We start from the raw sequence: 23,366 nt of genomic DNA on the forward strand, positions 1-23,366 counted from the left end.
CATGACAAACGAGCGTTTTACTTGTAAAACGAATAATAAAGGCATAACAACTACCTTCGGGGTGGTTGTTATGCTTCTTTTATTATCTTTCTATCCTTCGTGCAGCCGCGATAAAGGAGAGGTCGTTACGGTGGAGTTCGATCCTGAAAATACCTATACGATGCGAACGACAGAGATCTCCTCGCTGATCTCCGATTCCGGGCTGACACGCTACCGGGTGGTTAGTCCTGAGATGCTCGTTTTCGACAAGGCCGCCGATCCCTATTATTATTTCCCGCAGGGGATTTATATCGAGCAGTTTGATACCCTGTTTAACGTGCAAGCAAGCTTCGAGGCGGATACGGCTTACTATTGGACGGAAAAGAATTTATCGAAAGCCATAGGGAATATTGTTGTTGTCAATCTGGATGGAGAACGATTCGAAACCGACACTTTGTGGTGGAATCAGGAGACGGAACGTATCTATTCCGATGCCTTTATGCATATCGTAGAGAAGAGCGGACTGGACTTGTATGGTATTGGTTTTTCCGCAGATCAGAATATGACCAACTGGGTGATACGCCGCCCGACGGGATCAGTGCCTGTAACAGAAGAACAGCCTGCTGATACGACCCAAGTCGATGACGCGGAGGTGATTGCCCTTCCGGAATTGGAAGATGAAGATTCGCCCGAATTGCCTCTGTCCGCAGATCCCCTTTTGAAAGAAATAGAATTAGAACCTGTACTCTTGATGGAGCGAGATGAGTAATCTGCTTATTTATATCATTATATCCCTTGTCTTTTCTGCCTTTTTCTCAGGCATGGAGATTGCCTTCGTCTCTTCGAATAAATTACGTTTTGAGTTAGATAAAGAGAGAAAGACCTTCTCAAGCCGTATTCTGGAGATCTTTTATCGCAATCCAGGACAGTTTATCTCCACGATGTTGGTGGGGAACAATATTGCTCTTGTTGTGTATGGGTTGCAGATGGCTATTTTGCTTGAGCCGACCATTGCCCGGTTGGTGAATAACGAGGCGTTGATTGTATTGATACAATCTATTATATCCACGTTGTTGATCCTTTTTGTGGGTGAATTTATTCCGAAAACAATATTCAAACTGAATCCGAATTTCTCTTTGAATATCTTTGCCGTCCCATTGTTGATTCTTTATGTATTGCTTTACCCGATCTCCAAATTTGCCTCTTTCATTTCCTATATCATCCTGCGGATCGCGCGTGTGAAGGATTTGAATAACTCGGTGCAGCGTGCCTTGGGTAAGGTCGATCTGGATTATTTCATACAACAGTCTATTGATGAGAGTCCACAACACCTGCCGATCGACACGGAGGTAAAGATCTTCCAGAACGCATTGGACTTCTCGAAGGTGCGCCTGCGTGACTGTATTGTGCCGCGTACAGAGATCGTTGCCTGTGATCTTACGGTTGGTGAAGAAGATATACGGGCGAAGTTTATTGAGACAGGATTGTCGAAGATCGTTGTCTATAACGAGAATATCGATGATATAGTCGGCTATATTCATTCGTCGGAACTGTTTAAACATCCGGAAGATTGGAGACAGCAGATTCAAGAGGTGTCGATCGTGCCCGAGACCATGGCGGCCAATAAGCTGATGAAAGCGTTGATGCACGATAAGAAAAGCCTGGCGGTGGTCGTGGATGAGTTTGGCGGTACCTCCGGAATCGTGACACTGGAAGACATTGTGGAAGAGATATTCGGAGAGATCGAGGACGAGCATGATATCAAATCGCATATTGCCAAAAAGGTATCGGATGACGAATACCTGCTTTCCGGGCGTCTCGAGATTGATATATTGAATGAAATGTTTCAGTTAGATATACCCGAAGCCGATGATTATGCGACTGTGGCGGGTTATATATTACATCATTATCAGAACTTCCCAAAGCTGAATGAAACGGTCGTAATCGATAAATACTCTTTTAAGATCATCAAAGTGTCGGCTACCAAGATCGAACTGGTGCGTATGACGCTGCTTTTGTGAAAAAAAAGAAGAGAAATGATGTTGCATTTTCTTTTTTTTGTATCTTCGCACCCTTAAAAGCAGAATACTAAAAAAATAAATAAAATATAATTTAAAGATACATGGCTACGCTGGAAAAAATCAGAAGCAAAGCAGGACTTCTTATTATTGTTGTAGGGGTCGCGTTGTTTGCTTTTATCATTGGTGACTTTTTGAACTCGGGTTCAACGTATTTCCGACAGACTCAGGAAGAGATTGCATCTGTAAACGGTGAAGTGATTTCAATTCAGGATTATCAGACACGCATGGATGAGATGATAGAGGTCTATAAAATGCAATCGGGTAATGCAAACCTGACAGAAGAGTTGAATGCGCAGGTTCGCGAATCTGTGTTTCAGACAATGATCCGTGAGATGGTCTTGGGAGAAGAGGCAGAGAAGCTGGGTCTGACTGTAAGCGCAGATGAGTTGTTTGATATGGTTCAGGGAGAAAATATCTCACCGATGCTTCAACAAATGCCTATGTTCATGAACGAAGCAGGCCAGTTTGACAAAACCACTTTGTTGAACTTCCTGAAGATGATCGACGACGATAATATTGCCGCCTATCCGGTAGAGCAACAAGCACAGCTTTTGTCTTTGCGCAACTTTTGGTTGTTCTGGGAAAAGAATCTTAAGAATCAACGTTTGGAAGAAAAGTATATCGCCCTGATGACAAAAGCGATTTCTGCCAATGCGTTGGACGCGAAAGACCATTTTGAAGCTAATAATACAACCAGCGACATCGAGTATGTGATGCAGCCTTACTCTTCCATTCCCGATTCAACCATCACGGTTTCTAAAGGCGAATTGGAAAAGTTGTATAACCAACGCAAGGAAACCTATAAGCAGGCTGAAGCCAAGGTGATCAACTATATTGCTGTAGATATCGTGCCGAGCGCCGAAGACTTCGAGAAAACCTCTGCCGAAATTGAAGGTATAAAAGGCGAATTCACAACTACGACCAATGTAGCGGAAGTGGTGAATGAATATTCGGATAATCCTTATCTGGATGCCTACTTCTCTGAAACAGCCTTTACGGGAGACGAAGAATTGAAGCATTTTGTGACGACTGCCGCTGTGGGTGATGTAGAAGGTCCTCTGTTTGCTGCTAATACTTATCGTATGTTCCGCTTGGTAGATAAGATTACGGCTCCGGACTCAGTGAATGTAAGCCATATTATGTTGGCAGGCATGACGGAAGAAAAAACAACTGCTTTGGCTGATAGCTTGGTGGATGTTCTGAAAAACAAAGGTGATTTTGCAGCATTAGCAGCTCAGCACTCTGTTGATCAGTCGGCTCAGGAGGGTGGCCTATTGGGATGGTTTACGGAAGCTACCGCTTTGCGTGGTATAAACGAAGACTTTAAGAATGCTGTTTTCTCAGCAAATGTAGGCGACATAAAAATCGTAAAGTCGATATACGGAACTCACCTTGTGAAAGTGAACGAAAAAACTGCCAACGTGACTAAGTATAAAGTGGCCAACATCAGCATGAGTGTTTCTCCAAGTTCTCAAACGTATAGTAACCTCTATAATAGCCTGAATCAATATATCTCGACGAATAATACACAGGCTAAGTTTGATGAAAACGCCCAGGAAGCTGGCTATAACCTGGTGAGCAATTTTAATGTTGGAAAGAACGACGAGTCACTTGGTTTTATTAAAAACTCTCGTCAGGTAATCCGTTGGGCATACCAATCCAAGAAAGGCGATATGTCGGATATCTTTGAATGTGATGATAAATTTATTGTTGCTGTTATGCTCGGAACCATACCTGAAGGCTATCGTTCGTTAGCTTCTGTTACTCCTACTTTGGAAAATGAAATCAGATCGCAGAAGAAGGGTGCTATTATTGCGGAAGAGTTGAAAGCAAAGAATCTTTCCTCGTTGGAAGATTATGCTGCTGCGATGAATGGCTCAGTGGAAGAGGTTAAGTTTGTTGGATTCAATACCAGCCGTATCTCCGGAATAGGTACGGAGCCTAAGATCAATGCTATGGTGTCTGTGTTGCCGGAAGGTAAGGTAAGTGAGCCGATCATTGGTGCGAATGGTGTGTATGTATTAAAGGTAGTTCAAAAGAATAAAGGCGAAGGTGAATACAATGAAAAAGAACAGATGAATGCTGTAAATGAAACAAATGCTTATCGCTTCAGCTACCTGGCTATCCAGGCTCTGACTGATCAAGCGGAGATTATCGATAACCGCGTTCGTTTCTATTAAACCAGACTTACTCTTTTTATATAAAAGGTCGAGATCGGAATTGTTTCCGGTCTCGATTTTTTTTTTGTGTCATAGCATTCATCTTGGGCGTTTTTCGTCGTGATTTAGGTCAGAATCGAGAAATGCAAGTGTAAGCAAAAAGGGGCATTTTTGGCTAAAACTGGACCTGTTTGCTTACACTTCAATTGTTAACAAATGTTTACTCCCGGGAGTTTTTGAAAATACTCCTGCCCTTTTGCTGAAATTCTCCCGGCAAAATATCATTTTGTCATTTTTCACTACCTTTGCACACAATACAGAATAACGTTGTTTTGTTTTTGTAATACGGAATACCATAATGAGTACAAAAAAAGCATTGCTGGGAATGACCCTGGATGAACTTTCGAAGGTCGCCCGGGAGTTTGATATGCCTTCGTTTGCTGCCCGGCAGATGGCCGACTGGCTTTATAAGAAACGTGTACTTTCTATTTCCGATATGACCAACCTTCCCAAGGCGAAGCGTCTTCTATTGGAAGAGGAATACGAGGTGGGGGCAAGCCTTCCGGTTGAATCCATGCATTCCAAAGATGGAACTATCAAGTATCTATATGCGGTAGCCAGCGGGAATTTTATCGAATCTGTATATATTCCGTCCGACGACCGGGCCACCTTATGCGTCTCTTCACAGGTGGGGTGTAAAATGAATTGCCGGTTTTGCATGACAGGCAAGCAGGGTTTCTCGGCCAATCTGAGTGCGGCTGAAATACTGAACCAGATACAGTCTCTGCCGGAATACGAACGATTAACCAATATCGTTTTTATGGGCATGGGCGAACCGTTGGACAATACGGATGAATTGTTCAAGGTATTAGAGATCCTGACAGCTCCGTATGGCTATGCCTGGAGCCCGAAGCGTATCACTGTTTCGACCATTGGCGTGGCAAAAGGATTGGAGCGTTTTCTGGCCGACAGTGATTGCCACCTGGCAGTGAGTCTTCATTCTCCCTATCCGGCGGAACGATTAGGACTTATGCCGGTTGAAAAGGCCTTTCCTATGCAGGATGTATTGCGGAAGATAAAGGCATACGACTTCTCCCATCAACGCCGTGTGTCGTTTGAATATATTGTGTTCAAAGGCTTAAATGATACTCGACAGCATGCATTGGAACTGGCTAAACTTTTGCATGGTATTCCTTGTCGGGTGAATCTGATCCGTTTTCATGCCATTCCGGGTGAATCATTCGAAACATCGGATCTCGGGCAAATGGAGCTTTTCCGGGATACCCTGAACGCGAATGGAGTCGTTTGCACGATCCGTTCTTCCCGGGGAGAGGATATAATGGCCGCCTGTGGCCTTCTCTCTACGACGAAAAAGAATCAAAATATATAGAAAAGGCTTATGGAAAAAGAGTTATATTTGCATCTTATAAAAGGAAACAATAAAAAAGAAAAGATATGAAAACAATGCCGATTATTTTCTCCCTCTTGTTTGTCCTTTTGTTAGGTGCCTGCTCTTCCGGTCCTGTCTTGCCCAACTCAACGGGGCTGGCGTATGAGGTGGTGGTTACTATGACCGAACCGCTCTGGCAAGGAGAGGTGGGCGAAGCTGTGAAAGCCGACCTGGCTTCACAAGTGCCCGGATTGCCTCAGGCAGAAAACTCCCTGCGTATCACATACGCTTCTCCTCAGAACTTTAATGGTTTATTGACATACGTGCGTAATCTGATGATTCTGCGTGTCGATGAAACAGCCTATACGCAGGTCAGCTTGAATATGGAGCGCAACCGCTGGTCGCGGGGACAGTTGATCCTTACGCTGAATGCACTGACAAAAGAGGAGGCGGTTAGCTATTTGGAGGCGAACCCCAAGATCCTTGTCAACCAGTTTGTGAAAGAGGAGATGGCTCGCGCTGTTTCCCAGTTCGAGAAGACCTATAGCATGGTGGTTTACGAAGGGGTGAAAAATAAGTTTGGAGCCGAATTGAAGGTGCCTGATAATATGACCTACTTCCGGGATACGGCCGATTTTTTCTGGGCATCTAATAATGCCGGGACAAGTCGTATGGATGTGGTGGTCTACTCTTTCCCTTACCGCGATGAAAATACCTTTACCAAAGAATACCTGGTCAATAAGCGCGATTCGATCATGAAGCTGTATATGCCGGGTTCTTTCCCTAACTCTTATATGACCACGGAGACGCGTTATGTGCAGCCTCTTTATGCTCCCATCACATTGAAAGGGAAATATTGTGGCGTGTTGCGTGGTTTGTGGCGTATGCAGGGCGATATGATGGGTGGTCCTTTTGTGAGCCATGCCCGTTTGGACGAAGTGAATAACCGGGTCGTTGTGGTCGAAGGCTTTGTCTATGCGCCTGAAACGGATAAGCGAAATATTATTCGTCGTATAGAGGCGGCCTTATATACCTTACGTCTGCCGGGCGAGGAGGAACTGCCCAATGAGGTAGTCATTATCCCCTAATGTGAAATAGAAGAATAAACAAATAAGAAGCATGAGCGAACGAATAATAAAAGTGGGTATCACGCAGGGTGATATTAATGGCATAGGATATGAGGTGATATTGAAGGCTTTTGGCGACGGGCGGTTGGCCGAGTTGTGTACGCCTGTTATTTACGGCTCATCCAAAGTGGCAGCCTTTCATCGTAAGACACTCGATCTGCCTGCTGTAAACCTGAGCCAGATATCCAGGGCGGAAGAGGCAGGAGCGAATCGGGTTAATATCATAAACTGTGTGGCGGATGATACCAAAATAGATCTGGGTCAGTCAACTGAAGTGGCCGGCAAAGCGGCCTTCGATGCGCTGGAAGCTGCCGTGAACGACCTGAAACGCGGGGCAATCGATGTGTTGTTGACGGCTCCTATCAATAAGGCCAATATTCAGAACGACCAGTTCCACTTCCCCGGACATACGGAATACCTCGAAGAACATTTTGCCCGGGAAGAGCAGAAGGCATTGATGATCCTGATGACAAATGATATCCGTGTGGCGCTGGTGACCGGCCATATCCCTTTGGCACAGGTGGCTTCTACCCTGAAGCAAGAAGATATTATCACCAAACTATTGGTATTTAACGCTGCCTTGAAGAAAGACTTCGGCATCGTGAAACCGCGTATTGCCGTGCTTTCGCTCAATCCGCATGCCGGTGATGGAGGCCTGTTAGGCAAGGAGGAGCAGGAACTGATTATTCCCGCCATGCAGGAGGCAGAGCGGAAAGGTGTTATGTCGTTTGGCCCATATCCGGCCGATGGTTTCTTCGGATCGCAGATGTATGAGTCGTTCGATGGTGTGTTGGCGATGTATCACGACCAGGGGTTGGCTCCCTTTAAGACACTGGCGATGGAGGAAGGTGTTAACTATACGGCCGGTTTATCGATCGTCCGCACCTCTCCGGCGCATGGCACGGCTTATGATATCGCCGGGCAGAACAAGGCTTCAGAAGAGTCGTTCCGCCAGGCGTTGTATGCCGCATTAGACGTTTTCCGTAATCGTAAAAGATACAAAGAGGCAACAGCCAATCCGTTGCGGAAACAATATTTCGATAAGGGAGGCGACAATGTAAAGCTCGACCTGACCAAAGACGATGCGGAAACGCTTTAATCGGGCATAGTTTTGTCCGCATTCCGCCCAATGGCGGGAGGTCTCTTTTCCCTGTTTTCTTTTCCGGATAGGAAGTTTTTCCGTATGTTTGCAAGATTAAATAAAAGTTTGGCATGTTTAGAGATAAGACAATTGTATATACTTCGGGAACATTCGATATGTTTCATTACAATCATCTGCGGATGATTAATTATGCCCGTGCATTGGCCGATATTCTGATCGTCGGTGTTAGTTCGGATGAGTTGGTCTCTTCCTATAAGGCGCCTCCTATTATCCCGTTTAACGAGCGCTTGCAGATCATCGAAGCATTGAAAACACCCGATATTGTCATTCCTCAGCATACGTTAGATCATACGGAGATCGTGAAGAAGCTCAACATCGACGCGTTTGTCGTAGGCGATGACTGGTGGGGTAAATACGATTATCTGAAAGAACTAGGAGTACAGGTGTTCTACTTCCCGTACGGCACAGGCGTCTCTTCTTCCAATCTGAAGAAAACCATTCACGACAGTTACGAGGCGACTCTCCAGTCGCAACGCCAGGCCAAGCCTGATAAGATCGAAGGATTGGGCGAGAAATAACGAATCTATGAATAACTATGTTTGTATAACCGGAGGTACCAAAGGTATTGGGAAGGCTGTGGCGTCTTGTCTGGCGCAAGCCGGCTATCCTTTGTTATTGACATACGCTTCCGACGAGGAGGCGGCTGAAAAGGCGCGGGAAGAGCTGGAAAATCAATACGGCATAAAGGTATTGACGCTGAAAGCCGACAGTACCGACAAGGCCTCTATTGAGCTGGTCGGTCAGTTTCTGGAAACAAACGATATCCTACTCGACGCGATGGTGTTTAATGCCGGTATTACCTGCCGCGATCCTTTTGAACAAATGTCTCTGGAAGAGTGGGAGCGGGTCTTCTTTGCCAACGTGCATTACCCGGTATTTCTCCTGCAACGCATCGTAGGCCGTATCCGTAAAGGTGGAAGTGTTGTCTTTACCGGATCGCTTATGGGTGTGCAGCCGCATTCCGTTTCGCTGGCTTACGGCACAACCAAGAGTGCTGTGCATGCCTTGGTGCGCAACTTAGTGAAACATCTTGTTCCCTACGATATCCGCGTGAATGGCGTGGCTCCCGGCTTTGTGGATACCGAATGGCAGAAAACCAAACCGGCGGAGATACGCCGCAATATCGAAAACAAAATCTCCCTCAATCGTTTTTGCGAACCGGAAGAACTGGCCGAGGTCTATCGCATGCTGATTGAAAACAAATACATGAACGGGGAGGTTATTGTTGTCGACGGAGGATACTCCTATAAATAACAACTGAAAATGATTGAAGATAAACGCAAAGAATACGAATCGTCGCTGAAGTCGATCGAAACAGAAAACAAAATAGACCGGATATTCTACCGTCCGATTGGTTTTTCTATTGCCCGCGCTCTCAAAGGGACAGGCATCACACCGAATACGATTACGGTTATTTCCATCTTTGTTGGCGCCGCGGCCGGCTTTTTGTTCTATTCCGAGAATATTTACTACAACTGCCTTGGTATTCTCTGCCTGGTATGTGCGAATATCTTAGACTGTGTCGACGGGCAATTGGCTCGTATGACGGGAATCAAGTCTGAAATAGGGCGCATCTTAGACGGGGTGGCAGGTGATATCTGGTTTGCCTCCATCTATATTGGCTTCGCATTGCGCTTGTCGCATCTGCACGGCACCTATTGGTTCTTCGCTTTAGCCGTATTATCCGCCTTGTCTCATCTGCTTCAGGCCAATATTACCGATTATTATAAAACGCTCCACCTCTATTTTATCAGCAAAGAAAAGGGGAAGGAGTTTCAAACCGTAGACGATGTCGATGCCATTTATGCCGCCATGAAGCCCGGTATTAATAAGGTATTTTATTTTTTCTACCGCTGGTATACGCTTGTGCAAATGAAAGCAACTCCTCAGTTGCAACGCATGCTGGCCAGCCTGAAGGCGCGTTACGGCGATGATATCCCGGAAGAGACACGCCTCTCTTTCCGCCGTCAGAGCAAACATATCATGTCACGCTATATTGACTTATTGACATTCAACGGGCGCACGATCTTCATGTTCCTGGTTGTCTTATCGGGCTTTTGGGTATCGCCAACACTTGTCTGGGTGTATTATGTGTATGAAATCATCGTTTTAAATTGTATATTAATCATTGGGATGCGTAAGCACGAGAAAATGTGTGCATCTTTTGTATAGATCATTATGAAAAAGACTGTAATAGACATCTATGACCTACAGGAAATGGTGCCGTTTTTCAAGTCTACATTCGGTACATTTCTGGGAAAAATATTTCTCAAGTGGTTTAAAATTAATAAAGTGAACAGGGTTCATGCCAACAGCTGCCATCTTCGGGGAGCTGATTTCACCTCCGCCTTGTTAAACGATCCATTGATCGACCTGCACTATAAAGTGCATAATGAAGAGCTCTTGAAAGATCTTCCGGAAGGCGCTTTTGTGACTGTTTCGAATCATCCGATCGGTTCGTTGGATGGGATTATCCTGATCGACCTCTTTGCCAAATATCGTCCCGATTTTAAAGTGATGGTAAACGGTTTTCTGACACGCATAGGGGCGATGGAAGACAATTTTATTTCCGTTGTGCCGGAATCCAGTAAACAGGACGAAAACGCGCCGGTCAATATCAATGGTGTCCGCTTATCTCTGCAACGCCTGAAGGAGGGTCATCCGATGGGCTTCTTCCCGGCAGGAGCTGTGTCGATGTATAATGAGGAAAAGAAGAAGATCGTAGATCTTTCCTGGACGCATAGTGTGATTCGCCTGATCCGTAAGTCCAAGGTGCCTATTTATCCTGTTCTCTTCGACTTTCTGAACACCCGCTTTTTTTATTGGTTGGGTACGATCGATTGGCGGATCCGTACGCTGCGAATGCCGGCAGAAGCCTTTAATAAACGTGGGCGCACCGTCGATGTTTACCTGGGTGAACCGATTACACCAGAACAAATACAAGACATGACGGATGAAGAAGTCGCAGACTTCCTTTATCAAAACACTTACGGCGCGAAGAAATAATCGTGTGAAGCATCTTGTCTTTATCCTGAATCGTTCGATATAAGCCGTTCCTTTTTTATTTTTTTCGTACCTTTGCCCTTCAAAAAAGAAAACAGATGGGCAGAATATGTCTAAAAGATAAAGAATTTGAATTGTTTATTCCGGAACAGCAGATCCGGGAGGCCATCGCGGAGATGGCGTTGGAGATCAGGAAGGATATTGAAGGGTGTGGGAATCCGTTGTTTGTAAGCATCTTGAATGGGGCATTTATGTTTACAGCCGAGCTGATGCGTCAGCTGGACGGTCCTTATGAGATGACTTTTGCCCGTTATTCCTCTTATCGGGGTACTTCTACGACAGGGAAAGTGAACGAAATCATGCCGGTGACGGTCGATGTTCGTGGCCGTTTGGTGATCCTACTGGAAGATATTGTCGATACCGGAACCACGATGCAATATGTGATGGAAAAACTAAAATCGCAGGGCGCCGCCGATGTGAAATTGGCGACGATGCTGTTTAAGCCGGATGCGATGCGGTGTGATTTGGTTCCTGATTATATCGGTTTGCGTATTCCGACTGATTTCATTGTCGGATATGGCTTGGATTACGACGAATTGGGTCGCACCTACAAAGACATTTATAAATTGGTAGGGGAATAGCGGCGACAGGTGATACCTAATTAAACTTATTATATCATGTTGAATGTAGTAATATTTGGTGCTCCCGGATCAGGAAAGGGAACACAAAGCGAAAAGATTATCAGCGAATTTGGGCTGGATCATATTTCGACCGGAGACGTATTGCGGGCAGAAATTAAGAGCGGCACCGAATTGGGAAAGATAGCGGATAGCTATATTAGTAAGGGGCAACTGGTACCGGATGAACTGATTGTGGATATTCTGGCGAAGGTATTAGATAAAAAAAAGAATGAAAAAGGGGTGATCTTCGACGGTTTCCCCCGTACGATTCCACAGGCTGAAGCGTTGAAAAGGATGCTAAACGAGCGTGGAACGGATGTTTCTGTCATGCTGAACCTGCAGGTGAAAGAATCAGAACTGATCGAGCGCCTGTTGAAAAGAGGAGAATCGTCGGGTCGTTCAGACGACAACCTGGAGACAATCCAGTCGCGCTTGCAGGTGTATCACAACCAGACAGCCCCCTTAGCCGACTATTATATAAAGGAAGGCAAGCATGTCGCCATCGAAGGCGTTGGTACGATCGATGATATTTTTGAAAAGATAAAAAACGCGCTTAATAAATTATGAATGATGAATTATGAATGATGAGGCATACGTGTCCTCTTCAATTCATAATTCATAATTCATAATTCATAATTCAAGAAGTATGGCTGAATCAAATTTTGTAGATTATGTAAAGATTTACTGCCGCTCCGGAAAGGGCGGAAGAGGATCGACTCATTTCCGTCGTGAGAAGTATATCCCCAAAGGAGGGCCTGACGGAGGAAATGGTGGACAGGGCGGCCATATTTACTTGCGGGGCAACCGCAACTACTGGACGCTGCTTCACCTGAAGTTCGAACGCCATATCATGGCAACCAACGGTGACGGAGGCAGCGCCAAGCGAAGCACCGGAAAAGACGGCGAAGACCGGATCATCGAGGTGCCTTGCGGCACGGTGGTGTATGACGCGGATACCGGCGAATTTATCTGCGATGTAACGGAAGACGGCCAACAGGTGATGCTTCTCAAAGGAGGACGCGGAGGATTGGGCAACTGGAACTTCAAAACATCGACCAACCAGGCACCCCGCTATGCCCAACCGGGCGAACCGGCAGAGGAGCGTACGGTTATTATGCAATTGAAACTATTGGCTGATGTAGGGCTGGTGGGTTTCCCGAATGCCGGGAAGTCAACATTATTGTCGGTGATTACTGCCGCCAAACCGAAGATTGCCAATTATCCGTTTACTACGCTGGAACCTAATCTTGGCATCGTCAGCTACCGCGACAACCGCTCTTTTGTAATGGCGGATATTCCGGGCATTATCGAAGGAGCCAGCGAAGGGAAAGGACTCGGATTGCGCTTCCTGCGCCATATTGAGCGTAACTCGTTGCTTCTTTTTATGGTGCCGGCCGATTCGGATGATATCCGGAAAGAGTATGAGATATTACACAACGAGTTGGTGAAATATAACCCGGATCTGTTGGATAAGCGGCGGGTATTGGCTATTACCAAAAGCGATATGCTCGATGAGGAACTGATCGAGGCGTTGACCGAAGAGCTGCCCGAAGATATTCCGTACGTGTTTATCTCCTCCGTAGCGCAGATGGGTCTGACCGAACTGAAAGATATCCTTTGGAAAGAACTCAATAAAGAGAATTTCCATGAGGTGGAACAGATTGTTCATAAGAATATCGATGTGAGCTCCTTAGTGTTCGACGACGATTTGATTATCCCTGAAATGGAAGACGACGACGATGACTGGGACGAAGATATCGAAGAGTATGACTGGGATGACGAAGAGTAATCAACCGAAGCACACGATAGAGATGTTGCAATTCGACCTGTTAAAGGAGGATTGCAACATTTCTCATTTTGTGACCACCCGTCAGGGCGGAGTCGGACGAGGGGTGTATGCTTCACTTAATCTCGGGTATTATTGCGGTGACAAACAGGAGGTGGTCGACGAAAACCGGATCCGGCTGTGTGATCAATTGGGCATTTCAACGGCTTCATTGATCGTTCCGCAGCAGACACATGGGCTGGAAGCATTGACTGTCGACAGGACATTTCTTTCTCTCCCGCCGGAAGAGCAGCAAAGGCGGCTATATGGTATCGATGCATTGATCACTGGAGAGAAGCAGGTCTGCCTGGCCGTAACAACGGCCGATTGCGTTCCGATCCTCTTGTATGCGCCCGATCGCGGGATGGTGGCAGCTATACATGCCGGTTGGAAAGGGACGGCGGGACGAATTGTGGAGCGCACGGTCGGGCTATTGAAGGATCGGTTTGATTGTGATTCGGCCTCTATGATAGCCTGTATCGGACCATCCATCAGCCCGGAGGCTTTTGAAGTGGGCGAAGAGGTAGCCGATGTATACCGGGCAGAGGGCGATGAAGAGCTGGTTTATTATTTCGATGGCGACCGAAAGCCGCATATCGATCTATGGCAGGCAAACAGAAAGCAACTGTTGCTGCAGGGTTTACAGGAAGAGCGGATCGAGGTGAGTGGCGAATGTACCTATCGGCAACCGGAATTGTTCTTCTCCGCCCGCCGGGATGGAGTAAAAAGCGGTCGGATGTTGACCGGCATTATGATAAAAAAATAAGAAGGAAAGCGATGATACGAATAACGATTTCAAAAGCGATATGGGAAGCCTGCCCGGAGCTGGAGGTGGTAGCCCTCGTGGCTAAGGTGAAAAACCGGGAGCCGGATGCGCGGTTGTGGGAAGAGATCGACCGGGTGACGACTGAGATACGCATTTCGATGCGATTGGAAGAGATCAATACATTTCCTCCGATCCGGGCAACCCGGCAGGCCTATAAGCGCTTGGGGAAAGATCCGAACCGCTACCGTCCCTCGGCAGAGGCGCTGCGACGCAGGGTGCTCAGGGATTTGCCTCTGTATCGCATCGATACATTGGTGGACATTATCAATCTGGTTTCGTTGGAAAGCGGCTTTTCGATAGGCGGCTTTGACGCAGATAAGATAGACGGCGACCTGGAACTGGGCGTAGGCCGGGCCGGTGAACCCTACGAAGCCATTGGGCGTGGCCTGTTGAATATCGAAGGATTACCTGTCTACAGAGACCGACGGGGAGGCATCGGCACCCCGACCAGCGATGAGGAACGCACCAAAATAGATATCGATACCTCCTGTCTGTTAATGATCATTAATGGCTATTCCGGCTCGGAAGGGATGGAAACTGCAACGCTATCAGCAGCCAAACTCTTGAGGGAATATGCATTAGCGAATGATTTTGAAGCGGAGAAGATAACGGCTTCCGGTCGCGTTAATATAATTCTTTGATTTGTTAAAACAAGAAAACAAAAGTAAAATAATCTGTTTTTTATGCTAAAAAGCATGATTTTCTTTGCCTGTCTATTCGTAAATCTTTAATTTTGCTGCCGTTAAACATAATTTACAACCAAAATGATTGAATTGATTGGAACAAATGCAGGCCTCGTGTGGAATGTATTAAACGAAGAAGGCAAACAAAACGTAAAAGCAGTAAAGAAAGCAACCAAAATCAAAGCTGACAAAGATTTGTATGCTGCTTTAGGCTGGTTGGCCAAAGAAGGTAAGTTGTCTTTCGAAGAGATTGAAGGTGAAGTATTCGTAGCGTTGGTGTAACCGACCCCTGCGAAGGAAGAGATTGAAAAGGCTGTTCAATGTGATTGAACGGCCTTTATTGTTTTCTGACTATTCGTTTCTGAATTTGACTAACTGTCGGGGTGGAAATGTTAAAATATCGATTGTAAGTAAAATGGCCGTTTTACTTATAATTCGGTATGTTAAAAAGTGTTTCTCCCGGGAGTTTGCAAAAATACTCCTGCTTTTTTGCACGCAAAGTCGGGCGGAAATTACAAATCGTAAATTGGGCATTTTGAAAAAACGAAGCGAATTAACATGTATTAACTATAAATCATTCAAGTGGAACCCTCTTTTCAGGAATTGATCTCCCGCTATTTCCCGAATGGAATATGCTCTTGAAGGAATCCGTTCCTTTCCGGGGCGATTCAATTTGGATTACTTCTTCATTATTAACCCCTTCTTTGTTGTTTATTTCATTTCTTAGTGCTACTTTTGTGTAAGATTTGGCGTGAAATGAGCGAAGATCATAAAAGATTGTTAGCAGTAATAGAGGTTAGAGTTCGTGATTTGATGGCATTATGTGACAAGCAAAAGCAACGGATCGACGAACTTGCTGGTATTATAGATCAGAAAGATACAGAAATACTGCAGGCAAAAGAAAAGATCAGTGAATTGAATGCCAAATGTGACAATATGCTGACGGCGCGCGTTGTCTCGGTAAGCGATGGCGACTTGAAAAGTGCCCGGACGCGGTTGTCGAAGTTAGTGCGGGAAGTGGATAAGTGCATTGCATTATTAAACGAATAGCGTGATGGACGATAAATTTCTTATACACGTAGAAATAGCCGATAAGAGTTATGGTCTTTGGATTCGTAGAGACGAAGAGTTGATTGTGCGCGAAGCCGCGAAGCAACTACGCAAGAAGATCAATCTGTACAGGCAAGAATATACGAAATCCGATTTGGATATTAAAGATTTGTTAGCCATGGTTGCTTTGCAGTTTTCCGTACAGAAGCTGCAACAGGAAGAGAGGAACGATACCGATCCGTTTACGGAGAAGATAGAGCAACTGACCAGCGAATTAGAAATGTATTTAGAGGGTAAGTAATTTATTTCTCTTGTTAAGATAAGAAACAGTTTTTCCGCACTGCTTTACATGGAATAGCCATGCAAAGGAGTGCTTTTTTTATAACTATATATGAACTTAATTAATTGTTAAAATGGAAATGTATATAATCATATCGATCATCACCTTTATTGCGGGCGGTGTACTGACATGGATAACGATGCGTTACCTTTTGAAGTCCAAGCACGCCAGCATTCTGGCTGAGGCGGAGAAAGAGGCGGAAGTAATCAAGAAGAATAAACTCTTGGAAGTAAAAGAGAAGTTCCTCAACCTGAAAACAGACTTGGAAAAACAGGTTTCTCAACGGAATGCCAAGATCCAGTCGACCGAAGCGAAACTGAAACAACGTGAGATGACGCTCAACCAGCGTCAGGAAGATTTGCAACGCAAGAACAGCGAAGTAGAGGCCGTGAAAGAAAACCTGCAGACGCAGCTCGAAGTAATTGAGAAAAAGAAGGTGGAACTGGATAAGATCCACCAACGCGAAATAGAACACCTGGAAGCTATCTCCGGCCTTTCTGCCGAAGATGCAAAGAATCGCCTGATCGAATCACTGAAAGACGTAGCGAAAACCGATGCGGCTTCGTATGTGAACGAGATCATCGAAGAGGCCAAGATGACGGCCAATAAGGAGGCGAAGAAGATTGTTATTCAGTCGATCCAGCGGGTAGCCACCGAGACGGCGATCGAGAACTCAATCACCGTGTTCCATATCGATTCGGATGAAATCAAAGGACGTATTATCGGACGCGAAGGACGTAATATACGGGCGTTGGAAGCTGCAACCGGTATCGAGATCGTAGTAGACGATACACCGGAAGCGATTGTACTATCAGGCTTCGACCCGGTTCGCCGTGAAGTAGCACGTCTGGCGTTGCATCAATTAGTGCAGGACGGACGTATTCACCCGGCACGTATCGAAGAGGTGGTAAGCAAAGTGCGCAAGCAGGTGGAAGAAGAGGTGATCGAAACCGGGAAACGTACGGCTATCGACCTGGGTATCCACGGTCTGCATCCGGAACTGATCCGCTTGATCGGTAAAATGAAATACCGTTCGTCTTACGGACAAAACCTGTTGCAGCATGCACGCGAAACAGCCAATCTCTGTGCTGTGATGGCTTCCGAACTGGGTTTGAACCCAAAGAAAGCAAAGCGTGCCGGTCTGTTGCATGATATTGGTAAGGTGCCAGACGACGAACCGGAATTGCCACATGCCGTATTAGGTATGAAACTCTGTGAGAAATACAAAGAAAAACCGGATATCTGCAATGCCGTAGGTGCCCATCACGATGAAACCGAGATGCAGACATTGTTGGCACCTATCGTACAGGTGTGCGACGCTATCTCCGGAGCCCGTCCGGGTGCCCGCCGTGAGATTGTGGAGGCCTATATCAAACGTCTGAACGACCTCGAGCAATTGGCGCTCTCTTATCCGGGTGTTGTGAAAACATATGCTATTCAGGCTGGTCGTGAACTGCGCGTGATCGTTGGAGCCGATAAGATCGACGATAAGGATACGGAGAACCTCTCTACCGAAATCGCCAAGAAGATCCAGGACGAAATGACCTATCCGGGTCAGGTGAAGATCACGGTAATTCGTGAAACCCGCGCGGTAAGCTATGCGAAGTAAATTGAAAATAGAAACATCGTTCGCTTAGCGAAGCGTAAAGCTATTGAAATGATAAAAGAAAGACCATCCGGGTTACTCCCGGATGGTCTTTCTTTTTATTTGTTTGATAGAAGTTCTTAAGGACTTAAAGACCTTAAAACTTCCCCTATCCCTTATTTATAAAGCTTCTCCCTCAGCTCGGCCACCATCGGGTCGGTGATATAATCGTCGTAGTCCATCATCTTGTCGATGATGCCGTTGGGCGTCAGTTCGATGATGCGGTTGGCTACGGTTTGGATCATTTCGTGGTCATGACTAGCGAAAATGATGTTGCCGCGGAATGTCTTCAATGTGTTGTTGAACGCCTGGATTGATTCCAGGTCTAGGTGGTTGGTTGGGGTATCCAGGATCAATACATTGGCATCGGTCAACATCATGCGCGAGATCATGCAGCGTTGTTTTTCACCTCCGGAGAGCACACCAACCTTTTTCAATAACTCTTCGCCCGAGAACAACATTCTACCCAGGAAACCTTTCAGGAATACCTCGTTGGTGTCGGGCGAGAATTGGGTCAGCCAGTCGATCAGGGTGTAATCGGAATTAAAGAAATCCGAATTATCGAGCGGCAGATAAGAGGTAGTAATGGTCTGTCCCCACTGATAGGTGCCTTCGTCGGGTGTCTCCTCGCCGTTGATAATCTGGAAAAGAGCCGTCATGGCACGCGGGTCACGACTAAGGAATACCACCTTATCGTCTTTCTCAATGTTGAGATTCAAATCCCGGAACAATGTTTTCCCTTCGACAGTTTTCGTAAGTCCTTTGATCTCCAGTATCTGGTTGCCCGGTTCGCGGTTGGGGGTAAACAAAATACCCGGATAACGGCGCGAAGAGGGTTTGATCTCTTCGATATTGAGTTTCTCCAACATCTTCTTGCGGCTGGTGGTCTGCTTTGATTTGGCCACGTTGGCACTGAAGCGGCGGATAAATTCTTCCAATTCTTTCTTTTTCTCTTCCGCTTTCTTATTTTGATTTTGTTGCTGGCGAAGCGCTAACTGGCTCGATTCGTACCAGAAGCTGTAGTTGCCGGCAAACATCTGCAGTTTACCAAAGTCGATATCGACCGTATGGGTGCTGACGGAGTCTAAGAAGTGACGGTCGTGGCTCACGACCAACACGGTGTTTTCGAAGTTCGACAGGTAGTTTTCCAACCAGTTCACCGTTTCCAGGTCGAGGTCGTTGGTCGGCTCATCGAGCAGTAGGTTGTCGGGCTTGCCAAACAACGCCCGCGCCAACAAGACACGCACCTTCTGTTTCCCGCTCAGGTCTTTCATCAGGCTATAATGGATCTCTTCCGAAACGCCCAAGCCGCTCAACAAACTGGCGGCATCGCTCTCGGCGTTCCACCCTTCCATCTCGGCGAATTTATCCTCCAACTCGGAGACGCGGATTCCATCAGCATCCGAGAAATCCTCTTTCATATACAACGCGTTCTTCTCGCTCATCACCTCCCACAAGGTGGTATGCCCCATAAGCACCGTATCCAATACGGTATACTCATCGAAAGCGAAGTGGTCCTGGCTTAATACCGAGAGGCGCTCGCCCGGCCCCAGCGATACGGTTCCGCGGGTAGGGTCAAGTTGTTTGCTGACCACCCGGAGAAAGGTAGACTTTCCGGCGCCATTCGCCCCGATAATGCCATAGCAGTTGCCCGGAGTAAATTTCATATTCACATCCTGAAACAGGATTCTTTTCCCAAACTGTACGTCCAGATTGTTGACTGTAATCATTTTTATATATGCGTGTTAAATAGTTTTCGAGGGTGCAAAGGTACGATTTCTAATGGACAATTGCCAATGGATAATTGATAATTCAGCCGGGGCAGACGGGGAAGGGCGGAATTTAGGGGAGAAAGCAAATCTATAAACACAAAAAAAGAGCCACATTTTTGCGACTCTTTCGGTTTAGTTGCGGAGGCAAGACTCGAACTTACGACCTTTGGGTTATGAGCCCAACGAGCTACCACTGCTCCACTCCGCGATATTGTAGCAACCATTCCTGATTGCGAGTGCAAAGATAGGCCTATTTTTATAGAATACAAAATTATCGTAAGTTTTTTTCATTTGGCTTGCTTATTCGCTCGTGAATACATACTTTTGCGCACATATTTAAACAAAATGTGCAATTTTACCCTATGACTGTATCAAAGACACGTGATATGTTGGTGGATGTCGCTCGACAATTGTTTGCCCGTATGGGGGTGGATAACACGACGATGAACGATATTGCACACGCTTCGAAAAAAGGGCGTCGCACCCTTTATACCTATTTTAAAAATAAGAACGAAGTTTATCTGGCCGTTGTCGAGTCGGAATTGAACAAGCTGTACATGATGCTGCTCGATGTAGCCGGAAAAGATCTGCCGGCCGACGAGAAATTAATCAATTTCATCTACACACGTTTAGATACAATCAAATCCCTTGTTTTTCGGAATGGAACACTCCGTGCCACCTTCTTCCGCGATATATGGCGGGTGGAGAAGGTACGTAAGAACTTTGACCTGCGTGAAATCGATATCATCAAGAATATCCTGGACGACGGGGTACGGGAAGGTGTTTTCCAGATGCCGGATACCGACGTGACAGCCCTGGTGCTTCACCACAGCCTGAAAGGGTTGGAGGTGCCTTATATCCGGGGCGTGATGGGCGACACGATTCAGCAGCGGATCAAGCGGCGCGACAATGTAATCAATTTGGTTTTTAACGGAATTAAGATTTAAAAATACCGATTTATAACAGGATAAAGCAGACTCTATGGCTTACCGGATATAAATCTAATTCACAATGTAAGTAGAATGTTTATAAATGCGAGCGGTTATTACATCCCTGAGGAACGGGTGGATAACCAACATTTCTTAGAATTAAACGGGTTGACCAGTGAGTGGATTGAACAACGCACCGGAATTAGGACCCGATCGAAAGCCAAGCCTGAAGAGAATATCAACACGATGAGTATGGAGGCGTTGAAACAAGCCTTACCGGATCTTTCCTATGATATTACAGAGGTAGACTTAATTATTCAGGCGTCTTATTCGCCTTACGATACGGTGGCAACCGGCGCCCACGTGGTGCAGCGGGAATACAATATAGCGGGTGCGAAAGCCCTCTATCTTTCTTCTGCCTGTTCCTCTTTCGTGAATGCCCTGGAGGTGGTCGAAGGCTACTTTTGTATGGGGAAAGCGACTAAGGCGCTGATCCTATCCGCCGATAAGAACTCAGCTTACTACAACGAAACGGATCCGAAATCGGGACACTTATGGGGGGATGCGGCAGCAGCCTTCTTTATCTCAAAGGAGAGAATGAGTGAAAAAGATGTGGAAATCCTCGAGGTAGTGACACAAGGCTTGGGACATATCGGAAAAGGACCCGAAGGGGTGCAGCTGCGTCCGCGCGACGGCGGTATTATGATGCCGGAGGGACGGGATGTGTTTATCCAGGCCTGTACCTATATGCCGAAGAATGCGCTCTATCTTTTAGAGAACAACGGATACACGCTGAACGACCTGACCTATTTCATCGGGCACCAGGCCAATATGCGCATCATGTCGAATATTGCCAAGCAGTTGGAATTGCCGGAAGAAAAGTTCCTCAGCAACATCGAGGAATTGGGAAATACCGGTTCTGTCAGCTCCGCGTTGGTGTATGCACAATATGCGAAGAGTTTTAAGAAAGGGGATGTCGTTTGCATCACCGTGTTCGGAGGAGGTTATTCTGCCGGTGCGGCATTGATGAAGGTGTAAAGGAGCCCCTCCCACCTCCCCGAAGGGGGAGGCTTTAGAAAAGGACTATTGATAAATAAATTATAACCGCCTATCCAAGTTTTCTTTCGAGGGAGACTGGTAAGGCTAAGAATGAGTATTATGAAGTTATTAGAAGGTAAAGTAGCTATCGTAACTGGTGCCGCACGTGGTATCGGCAAAGCGATCGCATTGAAATTCGCAGCCGAAGGCGCTGCTGTTGCATTTACTGATTTAGCCATTGATGATAATGCGTTGGCAACTCAGAAAGAGCTGGAAGCGTTTGGCGTGAAAGCAAAAGGCTATGCCTCGAACGCGGCTAACTTTGAAGACACACATGCGGTAGTCGCTGAAATCGTAAAGGAATTCGGACGCGTAGACATTCTGGTGAACAATGCCGGTATTACCCGCGACGGTCTGATGATGCGCATGAGCGAACAACAATGGGATATGGTGATCAATGTGAATCTGAAATCAGCATTCAACTTTGTTCACGCCTTGACGCCGGTAATGATGAAACAGAAAGCCGGTAGCATCATCAATATGGCCTCGGTAGTAGGTGTATCCGGAAACGCCGGACAAGCCAACTATTCTGCTTCCAAAGCAGGTATGATCGGGCTGGCCAAGAGCATTGCCAAAGAATTGGGTTCACGCGGTATCCGTGCCAATGCCATCGCTCCGGGCTTTATCATCACGGAAATGACCGATGTATTATCCGAAGAGGTGAAAGCCGAATGGGCAAAACAGATCCCGTTGCGCCGTGGCGGTACGCCGGAAGATGTGGCTAATGTGGCTACTTTCCTTGCATCCGATATGTCATCCTATGTAACCGGACAGGTTATTCTGGTTGACGGAGGAATGAACTAAATAAAGAAGAATTGATAATGGAGAATTGATAGTTGATAATTATATAAGTTCTTCATTATCAATTATCATTTTTCAATTATCCATTAAATGGACGTTGTTTACGAAGACAACCACCTGATTGCGGTCAGTAAGACCGGCAATGAGATTGTACAGGGTGATAAGACAGGCGATATGCCGCTGTCCGAACAATTGAAATCCTGGCTGAAAGAGAAATATCAGAAGCCGGGTAATGTGTTCGTAGGGGTGGCGCACCGATTGGATCGTCCGGTAAGTGGGGTGGTGTTGTTTGCCAAAACCAGCAAGGCGCTTGCGCGACTGAACGAGATGTTTCGCAACGGGGAGGTGAAGAAAACCTATTGGGCTATTGTCAAGAACCGCCCGCCCGCTGAAGAAGGTGAACTGGTGAACTGGCTGGTGCGCAATGAGAAACAAAACAAAAGCTACGCCTACGACACCGAAAAACCAAACAGCAAAAAGGCCATTCTCCACTACAAACTAATCGCTGCCTCCGACAACTATTACCTCTTAGAGATCGATCTGAAGACAGGACGTCACCACCAGATACGCGTTCAGCTGGCCAACATGGGATGCCCCATCAAGGGAGATCTGAAATACGGCTTCGACCGCTCCAACAAAGACGGAGGCATCAGCCTGCATGCCCGCAACGCTTCGTTTATCCATCCGGTATCCAAAGAGCCGATTAGTATTACAGCTCCTGTCCCTCAAGATACACTTTGGCAGGCATTAAGCCAGAACGCATAAAAAAAGCTCCGCGACCAAAGTCGCAGAGCCTGTTTATATCTTCGGATTATT

General features: G+C 46.3%; 24 protein-coding genes and 1 tRNA gene. 23 read left to right on the forward strand and 2 right to left on the reverse strand.

All coding sequences use genetic code 11. From position 1 onward, the window contains the following. Position 1: 1 nt before the first annotated feature. From M2137_RS05010 to rny, 19 genes are all read left to right on the forward strand, one after another. Positions 2-748, forward strand: coding sequence for an LPS export ABC transporter periplasmic protein LptC (locus M2137_RS05010; RefSeq protein WP_280765371.1), 747 nt, complete (start codon positions 2-4; stop codon positions 746-748). Continuing rightward, positions 741-2,000, forward strand: coding sequence for a hemolysin family protein (locus M2137_RS05015; RefSeq protein ID WP_280765372.1), 1,260 nt, complete (start codon positions 741-743; stop codon positions 1,998-2,000). Before M2137_RS05010 ends, M2137_RS05015 begins: the two co-directional genes overlap by 8 nt. 101 nt (positions 2,001-2,101) lie before the next feature. After that, on the forward strand, positions 2,102-4,240 hold the full coding sequence (locus M2137_RS05020) for a SurA N-terminal domain-containing protein (protein WP_280765373.1): 2,139 nt from the start codon (positions 2,102-2,104) through the stop codon (positions 4,238-4,240). Between the two features lie 337 nt (positions 4,241-4,577). Continuing rightward, positions 4,578-5,609, forward strand: a complete 1,032-nt coding sequence (gene rlmN / locus M2137_RS05025) for a 23S rRNA (adenine(2503)-C(2))-methyltransferase RlmN (protein WP_280765374.1) — start codon at positions 4,578-4,580, stop codon at positions 5,607-5,609. Between the two features lie 65 nt (positions 5,610-5,674). Next, positions 5,675-6,697: a DUF4837 family protein gene (locus M2137_RS05030; protein WP_280765375.1), complete on the forward strand. Its 1,023-nt coding sequence runs from the start codon at positions 5,675-5,677 to the stop codon at positions 6,695-6,697. A gap of 31 nt (positions 6,698-6,728) precedes the next feature. Continuing rightward, positions 6,729-7,835 carry a 4-hydroxythreonine-4-phosphate dehydrogenase PdxA gene (gene pdxA / locus M2137_RS05035; protein WP_280765376.1) on the forward strand — a complete coding sequence of 369 codons (1,107 nt, stop codon included), beginning with the start codon at positions 6,729-6,731 and terminating at the stop codon, positions 7,833-7,835. Positions 7,836-7,948: 113 nt separating this feature from the next. Continuing rightward, positions 7,949-8,416 (forward strand): adenylyltransferase/cytidyltransferase family protein, encoded by a 468-nt coding sequence (locus tag M2137_RS05040; protein WP_280765377.1) that lies wholly within the window; start codon positions 7,949-7,951, stop codon positions 8,414-8,416. 7 nt (positions 8,417-8,423) lie between these two features. Further along, positions 8,424-9,152, forward strand: coding sequence for an SDR family oxidoreductase (locus tag M2137_RS05045; RefSeq protein WP_280765378.1), 729 nt, complete (start codon positions 8,424-8,426; stop codon positions 9,150-9,152). 12 nt (positions 9,153-9,164) lie between these two features. After that, on the forward strand, positions 9,165-10,070 hold the full coding sequence (locus M2137_RS05050) for a CDP-alcohol phosphatidyltransferase family protein (protein WP_280765497.1): 906 nt from the start codon (positions 9,165-9,167) through the stop codon (positions 10,068-10,070). A gap of 6 nt (positions 10,071-10,076) precedes the next feature. Next, complete coding sequence (locus tag M2137_RS05055) at positions 10,077-10,904, forward strand: lysophospholipid acyltransferase family protein (protein ID WP_280765379.1); 828 nt, start codon at positions 10,077-10,079, stop codon at positions 10,902-10,904. Between the two features lie 95 nt (positions 10,905-10,999). Beyond that, entirely contained in the window at positions 11,000-11,542 is a 543-nt protein-coding gene (locus M2137_RS05060; RefSeq protein WP_280765380.1) for a phosphoribosyltransferase family protein, read from the forward strand. Positions 11,543-11,578: 36 nt separating this feature from the next. After that, the gene (locus tag M2137_RS05065) at positions 11,579-12,148 is read left to right on the forward strand and encodes an adenylate kinase (protein WP_280765381.1); all 570 of its coding nucleotides are present in this window, start codon (positions 11,579-11,581) and stop codon (positions 12,146-12,148) included. A gap of 79 nt (positions 12,149-12,227) precedes the next feature. Next, positions 12,228-13,370, forward strand: coding sequence for a GTPase ObgE (gene obgE / locus M2137_RS05070; RefSeq protein ID WP_280765382.1), 1,143 nt, complete (start codon positions 12,228-12,230; stop codon positions 13,368-13,370). Further along, the gene (gene pgeF, locus M2137_RS05075; RefSeq protein ID WP_280765383.1) at positions 13,357-14,172 is read left to right on the forward strand and encodes a peptidoglycan editing factor PgeF; all 816 of its coding nucleotides are present in this window, start codon (positions 13,357-13,359) and stop codon (positions 14,170-14,172) included. Before obgE ends, pgeF begins: the two co-directional genes overlap by 14 nt. 11 nt (positions 14,173-14,183) lie before the next feature. Beyond that, positions 14,184-14,873 carry a phenylalanine--tRNA ligase beta subunit-related protein gene (locus M2137_RS05080; protein WP_280765384.1) on the forward strand — a complete coding sequence of 230 codons (690 nt, stop codon included), beginning with the start codon at positions 14,184-14,186 and terminating at the stop codon, positions 14,871-14,873. A 123-nt stretch (positions 14,874-14,996) separates the two neighbouring features. Next, positions 14,997-15,197: a winged helix-turn-helix domain-containing protein gene (locus tag M2137_RS05085; protein ID WP_280765385.1), complete on the forward strand. Its 201-nt coding sequence runs from the start codon at positions 14,997-14,999 to the stop codon at positions 15,195-15,197. Between the two features lie 531 nt (positions 15,198-15,728). Beyond that, positions 15,729-15,965 carry a hypothetical protein gene (locus M2137_RS05090; RefSeq protein WP_280765386.1) on the forward strand — a complete coding sequence of 79 codons (237 nt, stop codon included), beginning with the start codon at positions 15,729-15,731 and terminating at the stop codon, positions 15,963-15,965. Between the two features lie 4 nt (positions 15,966-15,969). Then, positions 15,970-16,266: a cell division protein ZapA gene (locus M2137_RS05095; protein WP_280765387.1), complete on the forward strand. Its 297-nt coding sequence runs from the start codon at positions 15,970-15,972 to the stop codon at positions 16,264-16,266. A gap of 112 nt (positions 16,267-16,378) precedes the next feature. Then, the gene (gene rny / locus M2137_RS05100) at positions 16,379-17,914 is read left to right on the forward strand and encodes a ribonuclease Y (protein WP_280765388.1); all 1,536 of its coding nucleotides are present in this window, start codon (positions 16,379-16,381) and stop codon (positions 17,912-17,914) included. Between the two features lie 152 nt (positions 17,915-18,066). On the opposite strand, the gene M2137_RS05105 is transcribed toward rny, so the two are convergent. Together M2137_RS05105 and M2137_RS05110 are read right to left on the reverse strand one after the other, a co-directional pair. Beyond that, complete coding sequence (locus tag M2137_RS05105; protein WP_280765389.1) at positions 18,067-19,680, reverse strand: ATP-binding cassette domain-containing protein; 1,614 nt, start codon at positions 19,678-19,680, stop codon at positions 18,067-18,069. A gap of 178 nt (positions 19,681-19,858) precedes the next feature. Then, a tRNA-Met gene (locus M2137_RS05110) sits at positions 19,859-19,930 on the reverse strand. A 154-nt stretch (positions 19,931-20,084) separates the two neighbouring features. Between M2137_RS05110 and M2137_RS05115 the strand changes: the two genes are divergently transcribed. From M2137_RS05115 to M2137_RS05130, 4 genes are all read left to right on the forward strand, one after another. After that, positions 20,085-20,669: a TetR/AcrR family transcriptional regulator gene (locus M2137_RS05115; protein ID WP_280765390.1), complete on the forward strand. Its 585-nt coding sequence runs from the start codon at positions 20,085-20,087 to the stop codon at positions 20,667-20,669. A 75-nt stretch (positions 20,670-20,744) separates the two neighbouring features. After that, positions 20,745-21,689: a ketoacyl-ACP synthase III gene (locus M2137_RS05120; protein WP_280765391.1), complete on the forward strand. Its 945-nt coding sequence runs from the start codon at positions 20,745-20,747 to the stop codon at positions 21,687-21,689. 120 nt (positions 21,690-21,809) lie between these two features. Next, positions 21,810-22,553 carry a 3-oxoacyl-[acyl-carrier-protein] reductase gene (fabG, locus tag M2137_RS05125; protein WP_280765392.1) on the forward strand — a complete coding sequence of 248 codons (744 nt, stop codon included), beginning with the start codon at positions 21,810-21,812 and terminating at the stop codon, positions 22,551-22,553. A gap of 87 nt (positions 22,554-22,640) precedes the next feature. Next, entirely contained in the window at positions 22,641-23,315 is a 675-nt protein-coding gene (locus M2137_RS05130) for an RluA family pseudouridine synthase (protein ID WP_280765393.1), read from the forward strand. Positions 23,316-23,366: the final 51 nt, after the last annotated feature.

Source organism: Parabacteroides sp. PFB2-10, assembly GCF_029893085.1.
GTDB lineage: Bacteria > Bacteroidota > Bacteroidia > Bacteroidales > Tannerellaceae > QVMG01.

Excerpts from the sequence above, each read along its gene's own strand:
- M2137_RS05095 (WP_280765387.1), top strand. The coding sequence starts at position 15,970 with ATGGACGATAAATTTCTTATACACGTAGAAATAGCCGATAAGAGTTAT.
- M2137_RS05085 (WP_280765385.1), top strand. The coding sequence starts at position 14,997 with ATGATTGAATTGATTGGAACAAATGCAGGCCTCGTGTGGAATGTATTA.
- M2137_RS05120 (WP_280765391.1), top strand. The coding sequence starts at position 20,745 with ATGTTTATAAATGCGAGCGGTTATTACATCCCTGAGGAACGGGTGGAT.
- M2137_RS05065 (WP_280765381.1), top strand. The coding sequence starts at position 11,579 with ATGTTGAATGTAGTAATATTTGGTGCTCCCGGATCAGGAAAGGGAACA.
- M2137_RS05080 (WP_280765384.1), top strand. The coding sequence starts at position 14,184 with ATGATACGAATAACGATTTCAAAAGCGATATGGGAAGCCTGCCCGGAG.
- fabG (WP_280765392.1), top strand. The coding sequence starts at position 21,810 with ATGAAGTTATTAGAAGGTAAAGTAGCTATCGTAACTGGTGCCGCACGT.
- obgE (WP_280765382.1), top strand. The coding sequence starts at position 12,228 with ATGGCTGAATCAAATTTTGTAGATTATGTAAAGATTTACTGCCGCTCC.
- M2137_RS05030 (WP_280765375.1), top strand. The coding sequence starts at position 5,675 with ATGAAAACAATGCCGATTATTTTCTCCCTCTTGTTTGTCCTTTTGTTA.
- M2137_RS05015 (WP_280765372.1), top strand. The coding sequence starts at position 741 with ATGAGTAATCTGCTTATTTATATCATTATATCCCTTGTCTTTTCTGCC.
- pdxA (WP_280765376.1), top strand. The coding sequence starts at position 6,729 with ATGAGCGAACGAATAATAAAAGTGGGTATCACGCAGGGTGATATTAAT.
- rlmN (WP_280765374.1), top strand. The coding sequence starts at position 4,578 with ATGAGTACAAAAAAAGCATTGCTGGGAATGACCCTGGATGAACTTTCG.
- rny (WP_280765388.1), top strand. The coding sequence starts at position 16,379 with ATGGAAATGTATATAATCATATCGATCATCACCTTTATTGCGGGCGGT.
- M2137_RS05060 (WP_280765380.1), top strand. The coding sequence starts at position 11,000 with ATGGGCAGAATATGTCTAAAAGATAAAGAATTTGAATTGTTTATTCCG.
- M2137_RS05115 (WP_280765390.1), top strand. The coding sequence starts at position 20,085 with ATGACTGTATCAAAGACACGTGATATGTTGGTGGATGTCGCTCGACAA.
- M2137_RS05020 (WP_280765373.1), top strand. The coding sequence starts at position 2,102 with ATGGCTACGCTGGAAAAAATCAGAAGCAAAGCAGGACTTCTTATTATT.
- M2137_RS05130 (WP_280765393.1), top strand. The coding sequence starts at position 22,641 with ATGGACGTTGTTTACGAAGACAACCACCTGATTGCGGTCAGTAAGACC.
- M2137_RS05010 (WP_280765371.1), top strand. The coding sequence starts at position 2 with ATGACAAACGAGCGTTTTACTTGTAAAACGAATAATAAAGGCATAACA.
- M2137_RS05105 (WP_280765389.1), bottom strand. The coding sequence starts at position 19,680 with ATGATTACAGTCAACAATCTGGACGTACAGTTTGGGAAAAGAATCCTG.
- M2137_RS05090 (WP_280765386.1), top strand. The coding sequence starts at position 15,729 with ATGGCATTATGTGACAAGCAAAAGCAACGGATCGACGAACTTGCTGGT.
- M2137_RS05055 (WP_280765379.1), top strand. The coding sequence starts at position 10,077 with ATGAAAAAGACTGTAATAGACATCTATGACCTACAGGAAATGGTGCCG.
- M2137_RS05045 (WP_280765378.1), top strand. The coding sequence starts at position 8,424 with ATGAATAACTATGTTTGTATAACCGGAGGTACCAAAGGTATTGGGAAG.
- M2137_RS05040 (WP_280765377.1), top strand. The coding sequence starts at position 7,949 with ATGTTTAGAGATAAGACAATTGTATATACTTCGGGAACATTCGATATG.
- pgeF (WP_280765383.1), top strand. The coding sequence starts at position 13,357 with ATGACGAAGAGTAATCAACCGAAGCACACGATAGAGATGTTGCAATTC.